Raw genomic sequence first — 15,274 nt, forward strand, 5'->3', positions numbered from 1 at the left:
CGCAGTCTATATCGGGGCACCGAAGTTTGGCGCACGTGCTGCCGCCGGGGTCTCTCTCGAGGACATCGCGACGCTCACCCGAGAGGCACACGAGGTGGGCGCACGGGTCTATGTGGCGCTCAATACGATCCTGACGGATGAGCAACTCCCCGAGGCGGTCTCGCTGGCATGGGATCTCTATGGCGCCGGTGCCGATGCGCTGATCATACAGGATATGGGGCTGCTGATGGAGAAGTTGCCTCCCATCCCCCTCCACGCCAGTACGCAGTGCCACAACGACAGCAACGCCAAGCTCCGCACCCTCGAGTCGCTCGGCATAGAGCAGGTGGTGCTCCCGCGAGAGGTGAGCACGGCGGACCTGCCGAGCCTGCTTGACGGGGTAGGGATGCGGGTGGAGAGCTTTGTCCATGGTGCCCTCTGCGTCTCTTACAGCGGGCGCTGCTTCATCTCCGAGGCATGCCGTGGCCGTAGTGCCAATCGAGGTGCCTGCGCTCAGTACTGCCGCATGAGCTACGACCTGGAAGATGCAACGGGGCGAAAACTCCTCACCGGGCAGCACCTGCTGTCGCTGCGGGACCTCAATCGGACCGAGATCATCGAGGAGATGCTCGACCGGGGTGTCTCGTCGCTAAAGATCGAGGGGCGACTAAAGGACATCGACTACGTCCGCAATGTGACCGCTCACTACCGTAGAGTGGTGGATGAGATCATCGCGCGCCGTAGTGATGAGTACTGCCGCAGCTCGTGGGGCGAGACGGAGCTCACCTTTACTCCACGACCGGAGCAGACCTTCTCTCGACGCTTCACCGCCTACAATACCCCACTACATACGCCGATCCCGATGGAGAGCATCACCCCCTTTACCAATAAGAGTGTCGGGGAGGAGCTGGGCACGCTCACCGAGTGTCGGGGACGGGAGGTGGCGCTACGGCTCCGGGATATGGAGACTGAGCTAAGCAATGGCGATGGTCTCCTCCTTGTCTCACCTGATGAGACGAGGACAGCCGGTGCGCTGGTCAATCAGGTGACGCCCCAGGGTGATGGGACCTACCGGCTGAGACTCTCTGCCTCGGTCGATATGTCGCCCGGTGCGACGGTCTTCCGCAATCTCAATCATCGGCTGGACCGGCTCCTGAGGCGCGATGATGCCTCGAGCCGAAAGGTCCTAATAAGTATGGAGTGCGAGGCAACGGAGCAGGGGATTATCCTCCGTGCCGCTGTGACCGAAGCGCCCTCCATCGCAGTGGAGGTGCAGCGGGAGATGGCGCTGGAGCCGGCAGAGAAGGATCCCTCTGCGAGACTCCTCGACACGCTCTCCAAGCTCGGCGACACGCCCTACAGGGTCGAGCAGCCGGAGCTGAGACTTCGGGGGCTGTACCTGCCGCCCTCCGTGGTGACAGAGCTGCGGAGGGAGCTTGTGGAGCGACTGAGGGAGGCCTGCCGGAGGGTGATGGTCGTGGAGCGTGACCGCCGGGGGGAGCGGCTCCGGGAGCAGCGGAGGGACTTCCTCAGTCGGGACCACTCTCGGGAGGAGTGCGGACTGCCGGAGAGCCTTGACTTTACCTACAATGTCGCCAACCGGCAGGCAGAGCGGCTCTGTCGTCGTCTCGGTGTCGAGGGAGAGATCGCCCCCGCTATGGAGGTGGCGATGCCGGAGGGGTCGGTGCCGGTGATGCAGACCCGCCACTGCCTGCTTCATCGGCTGGGCTACTGCACCCGAGAGGGTAAGCGGCCGCCCTTTGCCCTGCCCCTCTACCTTGTCCGTGGTCAGGAGCGCTTCCGCATCACCACGGACTGTCGTGCCTGCCGGATGACCCTTTGGCTCGACCGATAGAGTTCCGGACTGGGCCTCTCCAAGGGAGATTGGATGACCTCGTCGGCAGAGACGATCCACTGAAAAGCGACTGTTGCACGAAGGCGATCTGCTGCGTTGCTTTCGGAATTCGGTCTCGGTCACGTACGTGAGTACGCTCCTTTCGGTCTCATCCTCAGCGCCTTGCATCTCATCCTTCGTGCAAAGTCTCAGCACATTTGAAACAAATGTGCGAGAATGGCACTTCGTGCAACATTCTCGAAAAGCGTTACATTTGAGCAGTCGGGGTGACTTTGGGTCCCGGCTGTCCACACATACTATATTGTAATTCTCTTTTTTTCTATGTCCGACATCGATCCGCAGCGTCTCTACGAGCGCATCAAGTCTATTGCTGACCAATTGGTTGCCCGGGACGACCACTTCACCCGAGCCGACCTCGCCTATGAGCTGCGGGGTGACGGCATCTCGGGGGACTCGTCCGAGGTGAGCCGGCTGGTCTGGGAGGCGTACAGGTCGATGGGCGAGGACCCCCACATCCGGGAGGCTTTCCTCAATAACAGCAGCAGCAAGAGCCTCGTCGATGAGTACCGCATCATCGACCTGATCGAGTCGAGCGAGAGTGCCAAGGCGGTGAGCGTGGTGACGAAGCTGCTTGAGGAGGGGAAGAGGGCTATGGATCGGGTCCTCGTGCAGGTGGACGAGGCGTCCCGAGACTACCGCCCGGGCGTGAAGCCTCAGCTCTCGCAGCAGGCGGTCGATACCATCGTCGGCACCGCCGGCATCAAGGCGATCCAAGCGGAGTCGGAGGATCTCCTCCGGCGCTATGCAGGTCTGGTAGAGGCGTATAAGGAAGCAAAGGGGGATATCAAGGGTGCCATCACCGCCTACGGTGAGCTGCGGGAGCAGGTCCTCTATAGCTATCGGGAGTGGGTGGCGCTGCTGAAGGATCTCTTTGGCGATCGGATCCATAGCGTGGCACCGGAGCTCTTTGACTTTGATAAGCTTCGCTGGATTGATGTGGATGAGATGTACAGCCGGGCGAAGCTCTCCTTTGACAGTCTCTCGGGGCGTGCCTCGGAGCTGCTCAGCTCTATCTCGGAGGACTTCCGCACCACCCTCTCGGACTCGGCGCGAGACTACAGCCACTCCTCCGGTCGTCGCTTTGCCCTCGTGATGGCGGCGGTCAATCTCGTCTCACACTACAGCAAGACGGTCGGCGACACCGCACGACTGAAGGGGCAGCTCCTCGACCTCCGGAGCGATGTGGTGCGGGATGCCTCCTTGATACAGGCGGATATGGCGCGGTTGGTGGAGGTGTACCGGACGATCAATGACCTCTATCTCTCGAGGGCGGACCTCTTCTATCAGTATGGGGAGCGCGTCTTCTCGGGTGAGTGGAAGGCGCTGCGGGAGGCGCTCTACTCCGACCCCGAGGTGAAGCAGATCGTCCGCGAGCGGGAGGAGATCTATAAGCATATGAGAGGGCTGGAGGAGAAAATGCTCGATGCCCGGCTCAATATCACCTACTATAGGGATCAGGTGGAGACGACAAAGGTGCTCCTTGACTCTCTGGAGGGACGCTACCAAGAGGCGCTCGAGGCTAAGCCAAAGGAGCCAAGCTGGCTCCGCCGGACGGTCACCCTCGGCAAGGCGAGCGAGGGCTACGGTCGCGACCTCACCGAGTGGGATAAGTACGATGGCGAGATCGTGCGTAAGTACGAGGAGCTGAGGGTGGACCTGAGGGTCTTCGGCGAGGAGATCGACTCGCTGCAGCGCACCTTCGATACATCGCTCAAGGAGTACCACCAGTCGCGTATGGATGCCGGTGACCTGACGGAGCACATCCATGAGCTGCAGTCCCTCTCACCGACGATGCTGAGCGATGCGGCCGCCCACCTTGCTCCGGTGCTGAAGCTCCTCTCCATCGCTCGGGACATCATCGAGAGTCCGCTGGAGGATCGCTTAGTGGCTCCTCAGTCTCTCAGGGAGCTGGAGCAGTCTCCGCTCCCTGCTGAGATGACGGAGCGGATCGACCGCCTCCGGCAGCGACTGCAGGGGGTGGAGCGACAGGCGGCGCCGGTGATTGCAGAGAGAGTCTCTCGGTCCGTCGCTCCCTCGAGACCGGCTGCCTCTCAGGATGAGCAACGTGCCCGACAGCTGGCTCAGGTGGCGGCAGCCCGCTCACGTGTCGCCGCTCAGCGGTCGGCGGCAGCTGTCGATGAGCTCCTCCTGCTGCGGCAAAAGGAGGTGGCGAGCAAGGTGACCGAGGACCATTACCGCCGCGAGCTGGAGCGGATCCGTGAGACCTTTCAGTACAATATGCGGCAGATCGACGATAAGTCAGCCTTCCTCGCTGAGGTCAGGCGCCGTGTCCATACCGACCTGACCGATGAGCGTGTCCGCGAGGACCTGCTGCTCCTCGCCGGAGATGGCAGTCAGGACCTTGGGGCTGACGACCTCCGTAAGCTCCTCAGTGGCGAGATGACACTGGACGTATAAGGCGATGCACGAGAGGCGACGAGAGCAGGTGCGGCGTCAGCTCCGGCTGACTGACCCCGAGGAGCAAGCCTCCATGGATCGTGCTCGGGCGGAGGAGGCAGAGCGCCATGCGAGGAAGGAGGAGCGCCGGCAGGAGCTCCTCGGCGACCGCGACTACCGGATCATCCTCTGGGCAGATAAGTACATGGACCGCTACGGGATCGATGCACTCATTGGTCTCATCCCCTATGCGGGCGATGTGGTGGGCTTTCTCTTCGTGATCCCCGGCCTGCGGCTCTCGACCCGCAAGATCAAGTCCCTCCCTCTGACGCTGGCGATCCTCTACACTTTCCTCATCGATGCCTGCGTCGGACTGGTCCCCTTTGTTGGTCCGGTGCTCGACTTCCTCTTCCGAGCCAACAGCCGGACCGCCAAGCTGGTCCGCGGTTTCGCCGAGGATGACCGTGAGACGATCCGTGAGGTCAATCGCCGAGCCCGCTATTTCGTCGTAGCCATCATCGTCCTGATCATCCTCGTGGTCCTCTTGGCCTACCTTTTCCTCCTCTTTTGTCGCTGGCTGATCGACCTGGGTGGCGGCGGTGTACAATAAATTATTTGCTTATTAGTGGGGTGTAAGAGTAAAAAAGTGTACATTTGATGACGGAATATCGTCCGGGAGGATTTCTTCCGGCTTACGCACCACTCCAACCAATGCTTACGTATGAACTATTATAGAAAGCCCGTCGCGATAGACGCAGAGAAATTTGACCGCAACCTCTGCGGTCATCCCACCCACCTCTACCGCCTCACCAATGGGGCCGGGATGGAGATGCTGGTGACCAACTATGGTGGCAAGATCGTCCAGCTGCTCGTCCCCGATCGGGAGGGCAAGCCGGTAGATGTCGTCCTCGGGCACGACAGCCTCGACGACTACCTCGGGACGGAGGAGCAGTACTTCGGCTCCATCATAGGTCGCTACGGCAATCGGATTGCGAATGGCAAGTTTGCTCTTGACGGCAAGACCTACCGCCTCAGGATCAACAACGGCCCCAATAGCCTCCACGGCGGTCCCACCGGCTTCAACTTCCGTGTCTGGGACGCTGAGCAGAGGGATGACGCCACTCTCGTGCTCCGGTACACCTCTGCAGACGGTGAGGAGGGCTTCCCAGGAGAGCTGGAGGTGGAGGTGACCTATAGCCTCACGGAGGATAACACCCTCGACATAAGCTACAGGGCGACTACGACCAAGCCGACGGTGGTCAATCTCACCAATCACTCCTACTTCAATCTCTCCGGTGAGGGCGACCCCTCCGTCCACGACCACATGCTGCGGCTCTTTGGGTCGAAGTACCTCCCGACGGACGACACGGCGATCCCCTTTGGTACCGCTGAGGCTGTGGCGCGGACGCCCTTCGACTTCCTCGACTGGCATGAGGTGGGGGAGCGGATCGACAAGCAGGAGAAGCAGCTCCTCCAGGCGCGTGGCTACGACCACACCTGGGTGCTGGATAAGGAGCCGGGCACCTTCGGACCCTGCGCCATCTGCTTCTCGCCCAAGAGCGGCATCTCCATGGAGGTGCAGACCGACCAGCCCGGCGTACAGATCTATACCGCCAACTGGCTTACCGGCAATATGAGGGGAAAGGGCGACAGCCGCTACCCCGCCCGCTCAGCGATCTGCTTTGAGACGCAGCACTTCCCCGACTCACCCAATAAGCCCGACTTCCCCTCTACGGTCCTCCTCCCGAGAGACACCTACGAGAGTCGGACCACCTTCGCCTTCTCCACCGTGGAGATAGAGGACGAGGAGCTTTGACCATACGCTTAACTAACACTTTCCACAATAACTTATGACTAAAACGTACAATCAGACGAAGCCCAATTACTTGGTGCCCTTCATCATCATGGTGGTGCTGATGGCTCTGATCGGCCTGATCACCAACCTCAATCAGCAATTCCAGGCCCCGATGCAGGCCGCCTACCTCATCAAGGGAGGTAGCATGACCAATACGCTGACGACGGCGCTCAATTTCGCCTTCTTCCTCGCCTACTTAGTGATGGGTCCGATCAGTACCCGATATATCGAGAAGAATGGGTACAAGAAGTCGCTCATCCTCGGTCTTGGCATCCTGATCGTTGCCTTTGCGATCTATATGTGCTCCGCCTGGTGCTTCGACAGCTTTGACCTGCCTCGCTTCTCTGACGCGATCAGTGAGGCAAAGTCTATCGAGGAGCAGGGCAGCATCGCTGCCATGCAGGCATCTGCGGCTGAGACGGGCAATTTTGTTATCAATACCGCCAAGTCCGGCGACTTCACCGGTCTCACCTGGCAGGGTCCCGTAACCCTCCCGATCGCTTACTGGATCTTCCTCATTGCCGCCTTTGTCGCCGGTACGGCACTCACCTACCTCCAGGCTGTGGTCAATCCCTACCTCGTCGCCTGCGATGTCCCCGGCACCACCGGTGTACAGCGGCAGAATATCTCCGGTACCGGTAACTCCCTCATGACCACGCTCGGCCCGCTCTTCGTCGCCTACGTGATCTTTAGCGGAAAGAGCGGACTCGAGGTCAATATCACCTCCCTCTACCTCCCGATCATCTGCCTGATGGTCCTCGTGGCGGTGATCGTCTTTGCCCTCACCCGCATCAATCTCCCCGAGATCGAGGGTGTCTCCTCAGGCAACGAGAAACTCCCCGACAGCGTCTGGTCTTTCCGTCAGCTCTCACTCGGGCTGGTGACCCTCTTCTTCTACGTCGGCGTGGAGGTCTGCGTGGGTGCCAATATCGTCCTCTATGCGATGAATGACCTCGCCATGGCTGCTAAGCTCGGCGCCACGCTCGCCTCCTTCTACTGGGGTGGTCTGCTGGTCGGTCGCTTCGTCGGCAGCTTCCTCAGCAAGGTGAGCGCCCGCACGCAGCTGATGATCGCCGCACTCGCTGCGCTGATCCTTGTGATCCTCGCCATGGTGACGGAGAATCCCTACTTCCTCTGCGCCATCGGTCTCTTCCACTCCGTGATGTGGCCCTCCACCTTCACCCTCGCCCTCAATGGCCTCGGCCGCTACACCTCCAAGGCCTCCGGCATCCTGATGATGGGCTGCTTCGGTGGTGCGCTCCTCCCTGTGATCCAGGGTGCCATGGCTGATGGTATCGGCTGGAATATCTCCTGGATCCTCGTCGCCATCGGTGAGGCATGGATCCTCTTCTATGCCCTCTGGGGGTGCAAGCCCAATAAGACCGACGTCCCTGTCACCCGTACTGCAGCCTGAGTCCTTATGAGAAATAGAGAAATAGTGAGAGCTGCCCTTGAGCAGACCTTTGGCCACACAGATGGTGTGAGCCTCTACTTCGCCCCCGGGCGCATCAACGTCATCGGGGAGCACACCGACTACAACGGAGGCTTCGTCTTCCCCGGAGCCGTCGATACCGGCATCATGGCGGCTATCCGTCCCAATGGTACCGACCGCATCAACGCCTACGCCATCGACCTTGATGAGAGAGCTTCCTTCGGTCTCACGGAGGAGGACGCTCCCGAGGAGCAGTGGGCGCGCTACATCTTCGGTCTCAGCCGCGAGATGCAGAAGCTCGGCGTCCCGGTCAGGGGTTTCGACACCGCCTTCTCCGGCGATGTGCCACTCGGGGCAGGCATGTCCTCCTCCGCTGCTCTCGAGAGCTGCTACGCCAGGGCGCTCAATGAGCTCTTCGGTGACAGCAAGGTGGGTGATTTCGACCTCGCCATCGCCGGGCAGATGACCGAGCACCACTATGTGGGCGTCAATTGTGGGATCATGGACCAGTTTGCCAGCGTCTTCGGCAAGGAGGGGCACATCATGCGCCTTGACTGTCGCTCGTTGGAGTACGAGTACTTCCCCTGGGAGCCTGAGGGCTACCGCCTCGTCCTGATCGACACGGTGGTGAAGCACAATCTCGCCTCAGGTGCCTACAACCAGCGCCGCGCCTCCTGCGAGCATGTGGTCAAGGCTCTCCGTGAGGCCTACCCCGACCGCAAGATCGAGTACCTCCGCGATGCTGACCTCCACATGCTGGATAGCATACGGGACAAGGTCTCCGCTGAGGATGCGCTCCGGGCCGAGTACGTGATCGAGGAGATCGACCGTGTGTTGGTGGTCTCCGATGCGCTCAAGGCGGGAGACTACCCCACCGTGGGGCGTAAGATGTACCAGACCCACTGGGGCCTCTCGATGAAGTACGAGGTGAGCTGTGAGGAGCTGGACTTCCTCGTCCTCGAGGCGCTCCACAGCGGTGTCACCGGTTCACGTGTCATGGGCGGAGGCTTCGGTGGTTGCACGATCAATCTCGTCCGCGAGGAGCTCTACGACAGCTTCATCGCCCACGCCACCAAAGCGTATGAGGAGAAGTTTGGCCACGCACCCAAGGTCTACCCCGTCATCATCGGTGACGGCGCTCGCCGCTTAGAGTAAGGTCGGCGAGTTGATCATTCCTTCAGGGAGAGAGAGTCCTACCCGGGCTTTCTCTCCTTTTTTTTGCCCCCAAAAAGAGACGCAGATCGTTATGTGAGAGGAAATCAGTATCTTTGCGTGCTTTTCTTATGGAAAAGGCCTATCAAGGTGTGATGGGAAATTAGGAAGAGCTAATTTTGAGTAACACAACTAATAAGCAAGTATGAAGACGTACAGTCTCAGTGCCACTCTCCGCAAGGAGGTGGGTAAGAAGGCGACCCGCGATCAGCGTCGCCAGGGTCTGATCCCCGTAGAGATCTATGGTGGTGAGAAGAATCAGAGCCTCCTCGTATCCAAGAAGGATGTGCGCAACCTGATCTACTCTCCCGACGTGCACACGGTCGAGCTCTCTGTAGAGGGTGGCGACAAGGTGATGTGCATCGTGCAGGACCTGCAGTTCCACCCCGTAACCGACGAGGTACTGCACATTGACCTCCTCCAGATCTCTGAGGATAAGCCTATCGTGGTCAATATGCCCATCGTCCTCGATGGATTTGCCAAAGGTGTCCGTGCCGGTGGTACGCTGATCACACGTATGCGCTACCTCAAGGTCAAGGGTCTCTATACCAATATCCCCGATCGTCTCCACATCGACATCACCAATATGGGTGTCGACCAGCCGATCCAGGTACGTAGCCTGAGCTTCGACAACCTCGAGCTGCTCAATGCCGGCAACGCCGTCGTTGCCACCATCAAGTCCTCCCGTGAGATGGCCGCCATGGCTGCTCAGATGGAGGCTGAGGAGGAGGCTGCAGCACCTGCCGCTCCCGAGGCTCCGGCCGAGGAGGCTGCTGAGGACTCCGCAGAGTAAGCTACCTACGCCCATCCCTCCCGCAACCTATGCAGGAGACGATGGGTCGCAAGATCTAAGGAGAGTCACCCCGTGCCGGCATGGTAGGGATGGCTCTCCCTTTTTTATGGAGACCTTTGCATAATACCCCATCTGCAGCGTCACATTCGAGTTTCGGACTTGGTCATGTGCGTAAGCACACTCCCTTCGTCCTCACTCTCAGTTCCTTGCATCCGGGGTGTTCTGCAAAGTCCCTGCCGAAAAAGCGGTGCTTTTTCGGCGAAAGACCATTTTGCAAAGGTCTTTTATGGCAAAGAAGAGTAAATACCTCGAGGTGGGAGAGATCCTCGTCAGTCCGGAGGTGATCACCGAGTACTTCGCATGTGACCTCGAGGCCTGCCGGGGCGACTGCTGCGTGGAGGGCGTAGAGGGCGCTCCTGTCGCAGAGGAGGAGAAGGAGCTCCTCTTAGAGGCACTGCCCCAGGTGATCGACACCATCCCGCCCGCCAATGTCGACTATATGACGGCCCATGGCGTGCTCTACAGTCCTGCGCCGGGAGCTTGGGCGACGATGATCGTCGACGGCGGGCGGTGCGTCTTTACCTGCAATGAGGAGGGCGAGTGCTGCCGCTGTGCCTTTGAGAAGTGCTTTACCGAGGGGACGCAGTCGCTCTTCTACAAGCCAATCTCCTGCCACCTCTACCCAGTGCGTACTCGGCGGACCGATGCCGGACGGACGATCCTCTACTACGACGTCTGGTCTCCACTCTGCGATGCAGCGGTGGCACGGGGACGGCGAGAGGGGATCCGGATCTACCGCTTCGTCCGCTCCGCACTGGTGCGCGCCTACGGAGCCGAGTGGTACAGCCGGCTGGAGGAGGTGGCAGATCATTATCTATCAAGTCATGAGTGAGTCAAGCAAATACCTGATCGTGGGGATCGGCAATCCCGGCCCCGAGTACCGTGATACCCGACACAACGCCGGCTTCCGCGTCCTGAGCGCGCTGGCAGAGGAGGGAGGTGTCGCCTTTGAGGACAAGCGCTACGGCATGGTTGCCCAGATGAGGGTCAAGAATAAGATCCTCATCCTCCTCAAGCCCTCCACCTACGTCAATCTCAGCGGTGATGCCGTCCGCTACTGGATGAAGAAGGAGAATATCCCGCAGGAGAACCTCTTTGTCGTCGTCGATGACCTGAATATCCCCTTTGGCGAATTTCGCATCCGCGCTCAGGGTAGCTCCGGCGGGCACAACGGTCTGAAGCATATTGAGGCAACGCTTGGGAGCGCAAAGTACGCCCGTCTCCGATTTGGCATCGGCTCCCACTACGCAAAGGGGAGTCAGATCGACTACGTCCTCGGCTCCTTTGACGAAGAGGAGGAGGCTCAGTGGCCTAACCTCGCCATCCTCGCCGCCGAGGTGATCCGCAGCTTTGCCCTACAGGGCATCGAGCGGACGATGAATATCTACAACGCCCGCACCAAGGACGAGGCGCACAAGAAAAGCCATCATCACTAAGAGAGAAAAAACCGACCCATGGAAGACCTACGTATAGACCGCTGGCTCTGGGGCGCCCGAGTCTTCAAGACCCGCTCCATAGCCGCCAAGGCGTGCAAGATCAATCGTGTCACCCGCGATGGCGTCTCCCTCAAGCCCGCCTCCAAGGTGAGGGTGGGCGATCGCATCGAGGTGAAGAAGCCGCCGATGACCTTCTCCTTCGAGGTGGTGGGGCTCCCCAAGGCTCGCGTGGGAGCCAAGCTGGTCCCCGAGTATCTCAAGAACGTCACCCCACGGAGCGAGTACGAGATCCTCGAGACTATGCAGGCCGCATACCGTCAGGGGCGTGCGCGCGGTACGGGTCGCCCGACGAAGAAGGAGCGGCGCGATCTCGAGCAATTCATGGACCCGACGCAGTACATCCCCGACTGGCTCGATGACGACGATCCCGAGCTGAGTGAGGATGCTGCGGACGCTGAGACGGACGACCTCGAGCAGCTGGAGCGCGACGAGCAGGAGATGCTCGACGACCTCGGCTTCTGGGACGACTGACAGCGCCTCTTCGGATCGAGTCCCTAAGCTCCTCTCCTACAAAGGCTTGGAGAGGCCCTCACTAATACCGATATTAGGCGCGCCTAATATCGGTATTAGTGTTTTCTTTTACCGGTAATAGATTTTTCTCTGATAGGGGAAAGTATATCCCCCCCTGAGACGATCCGGCCGGGGGATGTGTCTTTTGTCGACCAATATATAATTCCTTAGTCTGGGGGGATTTTGTGTAGATTTGTCATCAGATAATGGAATGGCACTGACAGGACTATGATGAACCTAAGTAACGCAATCAAGGATGCCCTCCACGGGCATCAGATCGAGGAGACTGATCTCCTCTGCCTACAGATCTCGGATGAGGTCCTCGACAGGATCGTCGCCGGTCGCAAGCGGGTGGACTTCCGCAAGCTCACCGACTATTACGAGCAATTGCTCTTCCCGAGCTTCGATGAGAGTCTCCCCTCAACGCGACTTCCCAAGCCCTATAGGGCGGTGCTCTTCCGGAGTACGTCGCCTGAGGGGACACGCTCAACTCTTGTGCGCCTCCCACAGATCCACTTTAATGATGAGGAGCGCCGGCGGTATGACCGGAGCGAGAGTCCGGTGATCATCGACTACTATGGCACGGACGAGGACGAGACGGAGGTGATGGCCGACTTCGTCGGTGATGAGATCGCCCAGGAGGCGTACAATGAGGGACTGGAGGATCAGGATCCATTCTTCGCCATCCTGCTCGGAGAGGTGCTGCTCGATGAGGATCCACGGAGGGCGCAGAAGGAGGATCACTGGAGGCAGATCCGTGAGGAGGGACCGCAATTTGAGCAGCTGATCGACACGGAGGCATCGCCCCTCCCCGAGGAGGCAGCGGAGATGCTTCGTCAGCACAACCTCGCTCCGGATGAGGTGCTTCGCCTCGAGGTGAAGCGAAGCCACTTCGGTGAGATCCTGAAGGATAAGTGCTACCTCGCCATCCTATCTCCCACGAGCGACTTCATGGAGACCATCCTCATCCCCGGGACCAAGTCCGTGAAGCCCTATCGGGCGATCCTCTTTGAGACCTGTGACGAGGAGCCTAAGCGCTACGCCCTTGCCTCACTCTTCCTCCCCACCGAGGATGAGCTGGAGGAGGGGATGCCCGATGAGCCGCTCGTCATCGTCTATCGGGGGGACAGTAAGGGGGAGATCACCACACCGGAGGATGCGCTGGGAGTCACCCTCGCAGCTGCTATCTATGAGCGGGGTCTGGTGGAGCGGGATGACTTTGCCGTCATTCCTACCAATGAGCTCCTCGCCTCCCTCTGACACACGCTACAGTCGGCATAGGCTTTTGGTATAAGAAGATTTGCTCCTATGACGCCGGAGGAATTAGAGTTTGCTCGTACGTTCACCGATAAAGAGGTGATGTCAAGTGCCATTAGTCAGCTTAGAGCGATGGCGATCAATGAATACTATGCGACAACTGACGAAAATAAGAGGCAAGAACTTGAGAAGCGTCAGCTGCTCCTGGAGTTTGAGGCCCGAGCTGTCTTGGGAGACGATGATATGGCACATAGCATACAGGACAAGGTGATCCGCCTCTATGGTCCGATGCTACGGAAACTCAATGGTGTGGAGTGAAGTAGTGGGTGTGAGGGAGCTTTATGGGCATAGGCCCTGGAACAGCTCTGAGATTTGTTATGTTATGTAATCCTTTGAATCTATATGGTACAGAGTGATCGAGTGCTTAGCTACTTCAGGTATTTCTTCCTCGGGCTGGCTGTCGTCTACGGGGTCTACTGGATCCTTGCCACTTTCTTCTTCAGAGACTGGTATATGAGCAAGCCTCTTGATGCACTATTTTTCGTGTTCTGTGCCGGCTATTGCCTCCTCCACGAGAAGGCTGATCGGCTGCATAAGATAGTCTGGACAAGCCTAATGCTCATTCTCGGGCTGCTTGCACTCCTCGTATAGGAAGTCTCGCTCCCTTGGATCAGATACAAAAGAGCGCCCCGCAGTCAGTGAGACTGCGGGGCGCTCTCATTTGTACTCGGAGGAGTGGCTTGGGAGCCTGAGGAAGTGGTACCGCATATCCTCATTTATCACTGGGATAGCAGGACTAAGACTACTATATAGCGCTGATATTCCTCGCTATCAGTGCGATAAACGACTCTTTCATGTCATCCGGGAGTGTGGACGCTTGGATAAAGTCGTACCACTGCTCTGCGACTTGAGTAAACTTTGAGAATGAGTTCTCGACGACCTTGTCGGGGATACCGGAGTCCTTCATCGCCCGGGTGAAGTGCTCCTTCCTTAGCTTGCTCTTCTTCCCGCATAGCGTGAGCGCCAGCTCCTCAGTGTCTTCCGGCAGCACAAGTTTGGTGGAGAGTAAGTCGTATGCCGGCGTCAGTTGATAGCCGGTAGCCCCTTGGGGTCGATAGAGTGAGAAGTTCTTCAGATGCATGTCGGAGTTGCCGACCAGCCAGGAGAAGAGCACGACTTCCCAATAGCTGAGCAGATCAAAGGTAGGTCTGGAGGAGTATTGTCGTAGGAGCTTGGCTACTTGCTCGTAAGAACCCCTGTACTTGTGCTCTGTGAGCTTGTTACTGAGCTGACAGAAGTCTTCCATCGGGAGTTTCTCTCCTCTATCAGTTCGGTCGATCCTACGCGTGATGTAGCTGAGCTCGCCATCTTTCATACGGATCAGCCCATGGGGGACCACCTCTATCCGCGCCATCTCGGCGAGGTGCATCGTCACATCCTCCAGCTCAGGGAGGTGCCTATATCTGTCAGTCTGCGGCTTGAGGATATAGCGCCCCCATAGACCCACCACGGTAAGCCGATCCGGCACCCCCTTTTCTCCTTTATCTATATCAAGGGAAAGCTTTGGCTGGACGCCGGTCAGTGTGGTCTGACTCTTGATGATTTCAGTGGCCAGCTGCGAGATACTCCCTCGGTCAAAGTCAAGCGTGGGAGGCGTAGTCGTCCCAAAGAGCCTACGAGAACAGGCAGGGTGATAGCTCACAACCCCCTCGGGGAGCTCGTCATAGCAAATCAAACACCGACTCATAACACTTCCTTAGGCACAATGCTTACAGCTCCTATGCAATCCCTACAGCAAGCGAGCAACAAGGACATCCTATCCCTGCTGTCGATCTTCCAATTTCGCTCAGCAATATTCAGTAGCCACCCCTCCGGGATCAGGCCATCAAAGAATGGAAAGAGCACCTTGTCCGTAAAGCACTCGCTCGTCAATGGTAGCGTGAGGCTTATTGCTTCGGCATCCTCAGAAGCAAGATAGGCTGTGTCATAACAAAATCGATAACCCTCGTCGCTCTCAGTCAGGATGCCGGCTAATCGGTCGTATAGATATACTTCTGCCTGCTTCATGGCTCAGTCCCATCCTTTGTCTGCACACCTACCTCAGCCTCAAAGAGAGCAAGGACTTGGTTTGCCTTATCGAGGCGAATGGTCGGTTTACCTGCCTCCAACTCACGGACAAAGCGGATGCCAACCCCAGTCTTCATACTGAGATCCAGCTGAGTCAGCCCGTACTCCTTGCGTTTCTCCCTCACAAACTCTGCAATGGTCATATCTGCTAAAATTATACCCGACCTGGATGATTACGCGGTAAATATACGCTTTCTGCCTGAAATAACAGACTTATAGGTCAAAATGGTGGGTGCGACAG

The 15,274-nt window shown here is 58.5% G+C and carries 16 protein-coding genes; 13 read left to right on the plus strand and 3 right to left on the minus strand.

Going from position 1 to position 15,274, the window contains the following annotated elements; all coding sequences use genetic code 11:
* From HMPREF2890_RS00745 to HMPREF2890_RS00805, 13 genes are all read left to right on the plus strand, one after another.
* A partial coding sequence (locus HMPREF2890_RS00745) for a peptidase U32 family protein (protein WP_070464044.1) occupies window positions 1–1,834 on the plus strand: 1,834 nt, incomplete at its 5' end.
* Window positions 1,835–2,155: 321 nt separating this feature from the next.
* A complete protein-coding gene (locus tag HMPREF2890_RS00750; protein WP_070464046.1) occupies window positions 2,156–4,312 on the plus strand; it encodes a hypothetical protein in 2,157 nt (718 codons plus the stop codon).
* 4 nt (window positions 4,313–4,316) lie between these two features.
* Window positions 4,317–4,901: a DUF4112 domain-containing protein gene (locus HMPREF2890_RS00755; RefSeq protein WP_083289711.1), complete on the plus strand. Its 585-nt coding sequence runs from the start codon at window positions 4,317–4,319 to the stop codon at window positions 4,899–4,901.
* 111 nt (window positions 4,902–5,012) lie between these two features.
* Complete coding sequence (locus tag HMPREF2890_RS00760; RefSeq protein WP_070464048.1) at window positions 5,013–6,107, plus strand: aldose epimerase family protein; 1,095 nt, start codon at window positions 5,013–5,015, stop codon at window positions 6,105–6,107.
* Window positions 6,108–6,141: 34 nt separating this feature from the next.
* Window positions 6,142–7,560 carry an MFS transporter gene (locus tag HMPREF2890_RS00765; protein WP_070464050.1) on the plus strand — a complete coding sequence of 473 codons (1,419 nt, stop codon included), beginning with the start codon at window positions 6,142–6,144 and terminating at the stop codon, window positions 7,558–7,560.
* A gap of 6 nt (window positions 7,561–7,566) precedes the next feature.
* Window positions 7,567–8,733, plus strand: a complete 1,167-nt coding sequence (gene galK, locus HMPREF2890_RS00770; protein WP_070464052.1) for a galactokinase — start codon at window positions 7,567–7,569, stop codon at window positions 8,731–8,733.
* Window positions 8,734–8,935: 202 nt separating this feature from the next.
* Entirely contained in the window at window positions 8,936–9,583 is a 648-nt protein-coding gene (locus HMPREF2890_RS00775) for a 50S ribosomal protein L25 (protein ID WP_070464054.1), read from the plus strand.
* Window positions 9,584–9,869: 286 nt separating this feature from the next.
* Window positions 9,870–10,475: a DUF3109 family protein gene (locus tag HMPREF2890_RS00780; protein ID WP_070464056.1), complete on the plus strand. Its 606-nt coding sequence runs from the start codon at window positions 9,870–9,872 to the stop codon at window positions 10,473–10,475.
* Window positions 10,468–11,079 carry an aminoacyl-tRNA hydrolase gene (gene pth / locus HMPREF2890_RS00785; protein WP_070464058.1) on the plus strand — a complete coding sequence of 204 codons (612 nt, stop codon included), beginning with the start codon at window positions 10,468–10,470 and terminating at the stop codon, window positions 11,077–11,079. Before HMPREF2890_RS00780 ends, pth begins: the two co-directional genes overlap by 8 nt.
* 18 nt (window positions 11,080–11,097) lie before the next feature.
* On the plus strand, window positions 11,098–11,610 hold the full coding sequence (locus tag HMPREF2890_RS00790; RefSeq protein ID WP_070464060.1) for an RNA-binding S4 domain-containing protein: 513 nt from the start codon (window positions 11,098–11,100) through the stop codon (window positions 11,608–11,610).
* Between the two features lie 267 nt (window positions 11,611–11,877).
* Window positions 11,878–12,909: a hypothetical protein gene (locus HMPREF2890_RS00795; protein ID WP_070464062.1), complete on the plus strand. Its 1,032-nt coding sequence runs from the start codon at window positions 11,878–11,880 to the stop codon at window positions 12,907–12,909.
* A 48-nt stretch (window positions 12,910–12,957) separates the two neighbouring features.
* Window positions 12,958–13,224, plus strand: a complete 267-nt coding sequence (locus HMPREF2890_RS00800; RefSeq protein ID WP_070464064.1) for a hypothetical protein — start codon at window positions 12,958–12,960, stop codon at window positions 13,222–13,224.
* Window positions 13,225–13,308: 84 nt separating this feature from the next.
* Window positions 13,309–13,557 carry a hypothetical protein gene (locus tag HMPREF2890_RS00805; protein WP_070464066.1) on the plus strand — a complete coding sequence of 83 codons (249 nt, stop codon included), beginning with the start codon at window positions 13,309–13,311 and terminating at the stop codon, window positions 13,555–13,557.
* Window positions 13,558–13,711: 154 nt separating this feature from the next.
* Here the strand turns inward: HMPREF2890_RS00805 and HMPREF2890_RS00810 are convergent, their stop codons facing one another.
* From HMPREF2890_RS00810 to HMPREF2890_RS00820, 3 genes are read right to left on the minus strand one after another with little or no spacing between them, the layout of a single operon-like run.
* Window positions 13,712–14,653 carry a HipA domain-containing protein gene (locus HMPREF2890_RS00810; protein WP_070464068.1) on the minus strand — a complete coding sequence of 314 codons (942 nt, stop codon included), beginning with the start codon at window positions 14,651–14,653 and terminating at the stop codon, window positions 13,712–13,714.
* Window positions 14,650–14,973 carry a HipA N-terminal domain-containing protein gene (locus HMPREF2890_RS00815; protein ID WP_070464070.1) on the minus strand — a complete coding sequence of 108 codons (324 nt, stop codon included), beginning with the start codon at window positions 14,971–14,973 and terminating at the stop codon, window positions 14,650–14,652. Before HMPREF2890_RS00815 ends, HMPREF2890_RS00810 begins: the two co-directional genes overlap by 4 nt.
* Window positions 14,970–15,176: a helix-turn-helix transcriptional regulator gene (locus HMPREF2890_RS00820; protein WP_070464072.1), complete on the minus strand. Its 207-nt coding sequence runs from the start codon at window positions 15,174–15,176 to the stop codon at window positions 14,970–14,972. Before HMPREF2890_RS00820 ends, HMPREF2890_RS00815 begins: the two co-directional genes overlap by 4 nt.
* Between the last annotated feature and the right edge of the window lie 98 nt (window positions 15,177–15,274).

It is taken from the genome of Porphyromonas sp. HMSC065F10, from assembly GCF_001808555.1.
Classification (GTDB): domain Bacteria; phylum Bacteroidota; class Bacteroidia; order Bacteroidales; family Porphyromonadaceae; genus Porphyromonas_A.

What these genes read in the sequence shown, in the direction of transcription:
- HMPREF2890_RS00750 (WP_070464046.1), top strand. Translation starts at nt 2,156, where the DNA reads ATGTCCGACATCGATCCGCAGCGTCTCTACGAGCGCATCAAGTCTATT.
- HMPREF2890_RS00755 (WP_083289711.1), top strand. Translation starts at nt 4,317, where the DNA reads ATGCACGAGAGGCGACGAGAGCAGGTGCGGCGTCAGCTCCGGCTGACT.
- HMPREF2890_RS00760 (WP_070464048.1), top strand. Translation starts at nt 5,013, where the DNA reads ATGAACTATTATAGAAAGCCCGTCGCGATAGACGCAGAGAAATTTGAC.
- HMPREF2890_RS00765 (WP_070464050.1), top strand. Translation starts at nt 6,142, where the DNA reads ATGACTAAAACGTACAATCAGACGAAGCCCAATTACTTGGTGCCCTTC.
- galK (WP_070464052.1), top strand. Translation starts at nt 7,567, where the DNA reads ATGAGAAATAGAGAAATAGTGAGAGCTGCCCTTGAGCAGACCTTTGGC.
- HMPREF2890_RS00775 (WP_070464054.1), top strand. Translation starts at nt 8,936, where the DNA reads ATGAAGACGTACAGTCTCAGTGCCACTCTCCGCAAGGAGGTGGGTAAG.
- HMPREF2890_RS00780 (WP_070464056.1), top strand. Translation starts at nt 9,870, where the DNA reads ATGGCAAAGAAGAGTAAATACCTCGAGGTGGGAGAGATCCTCGTCAGT.
- pth (WP_070464058.1), top strand. Translation starts at nt 10,468, where the DNA reads ATGAGTGAGTCAAGCAAATACCTGATCGTGGGGATCGGCAATCCCGGC.
- HMPREF2890_RS00790 (WP_070464060.1), top strand. Translation starts at nt 11,098, where the DNA reads ATGGAAGACCTACGTATAGACCGCTGGCTCTGGGGCGCCCGAGTCTTC.
- HMPREF2890_RS00795 (WP_070464062.1), top strand. Translation starts at nt 11,878, where the DNA reads ATGATGAACCTAAGTAACGCAATCAAGGATGCCCTCCACGGGCATCAG.
- HMPREF2890_RS00800 (WP_070464064.1), top strand. Translation starts at nt 12,958, where the DNA reads ATGACGCCGGAGGAATTAGAGTTTGCTCGTACGTTCACCGATAAAGAG.
- HMPREF2890_RS00805 (WP_070464066.1), top strand. Translation starts at nt 13,309, where the DNA reads ATGGTACAGAGTGATCGAGTGCTTAGCTACTTCAGGTATTTCTTCCTC.
- HMPREF2890_RS00810 (WP_070464068.1), bottom strand. Translation starts at nt 14,653, where the DNA reads ATGAGTCGGTGTTTGATTTGCTATGACGAGCTCCCCGAGGGGGTTGTG.
- HMPREF2890_RS00815 (WP_070464070.1), bottom strand. Translation starts at nt 14,973, where the DNA reads ATGAAGCAGGCAGAAGTATATCTATACGACCGATTAGCCGGCATCCTG.
- HMPREF2890_RS00820 (WP_070464072.1), bottom strand. Translation starts at nt 15,176, where the DNA reads ATGACCATTGCAGAGTTTGTGAGGGAGAAACGCAAGGAGTACGGGCTG.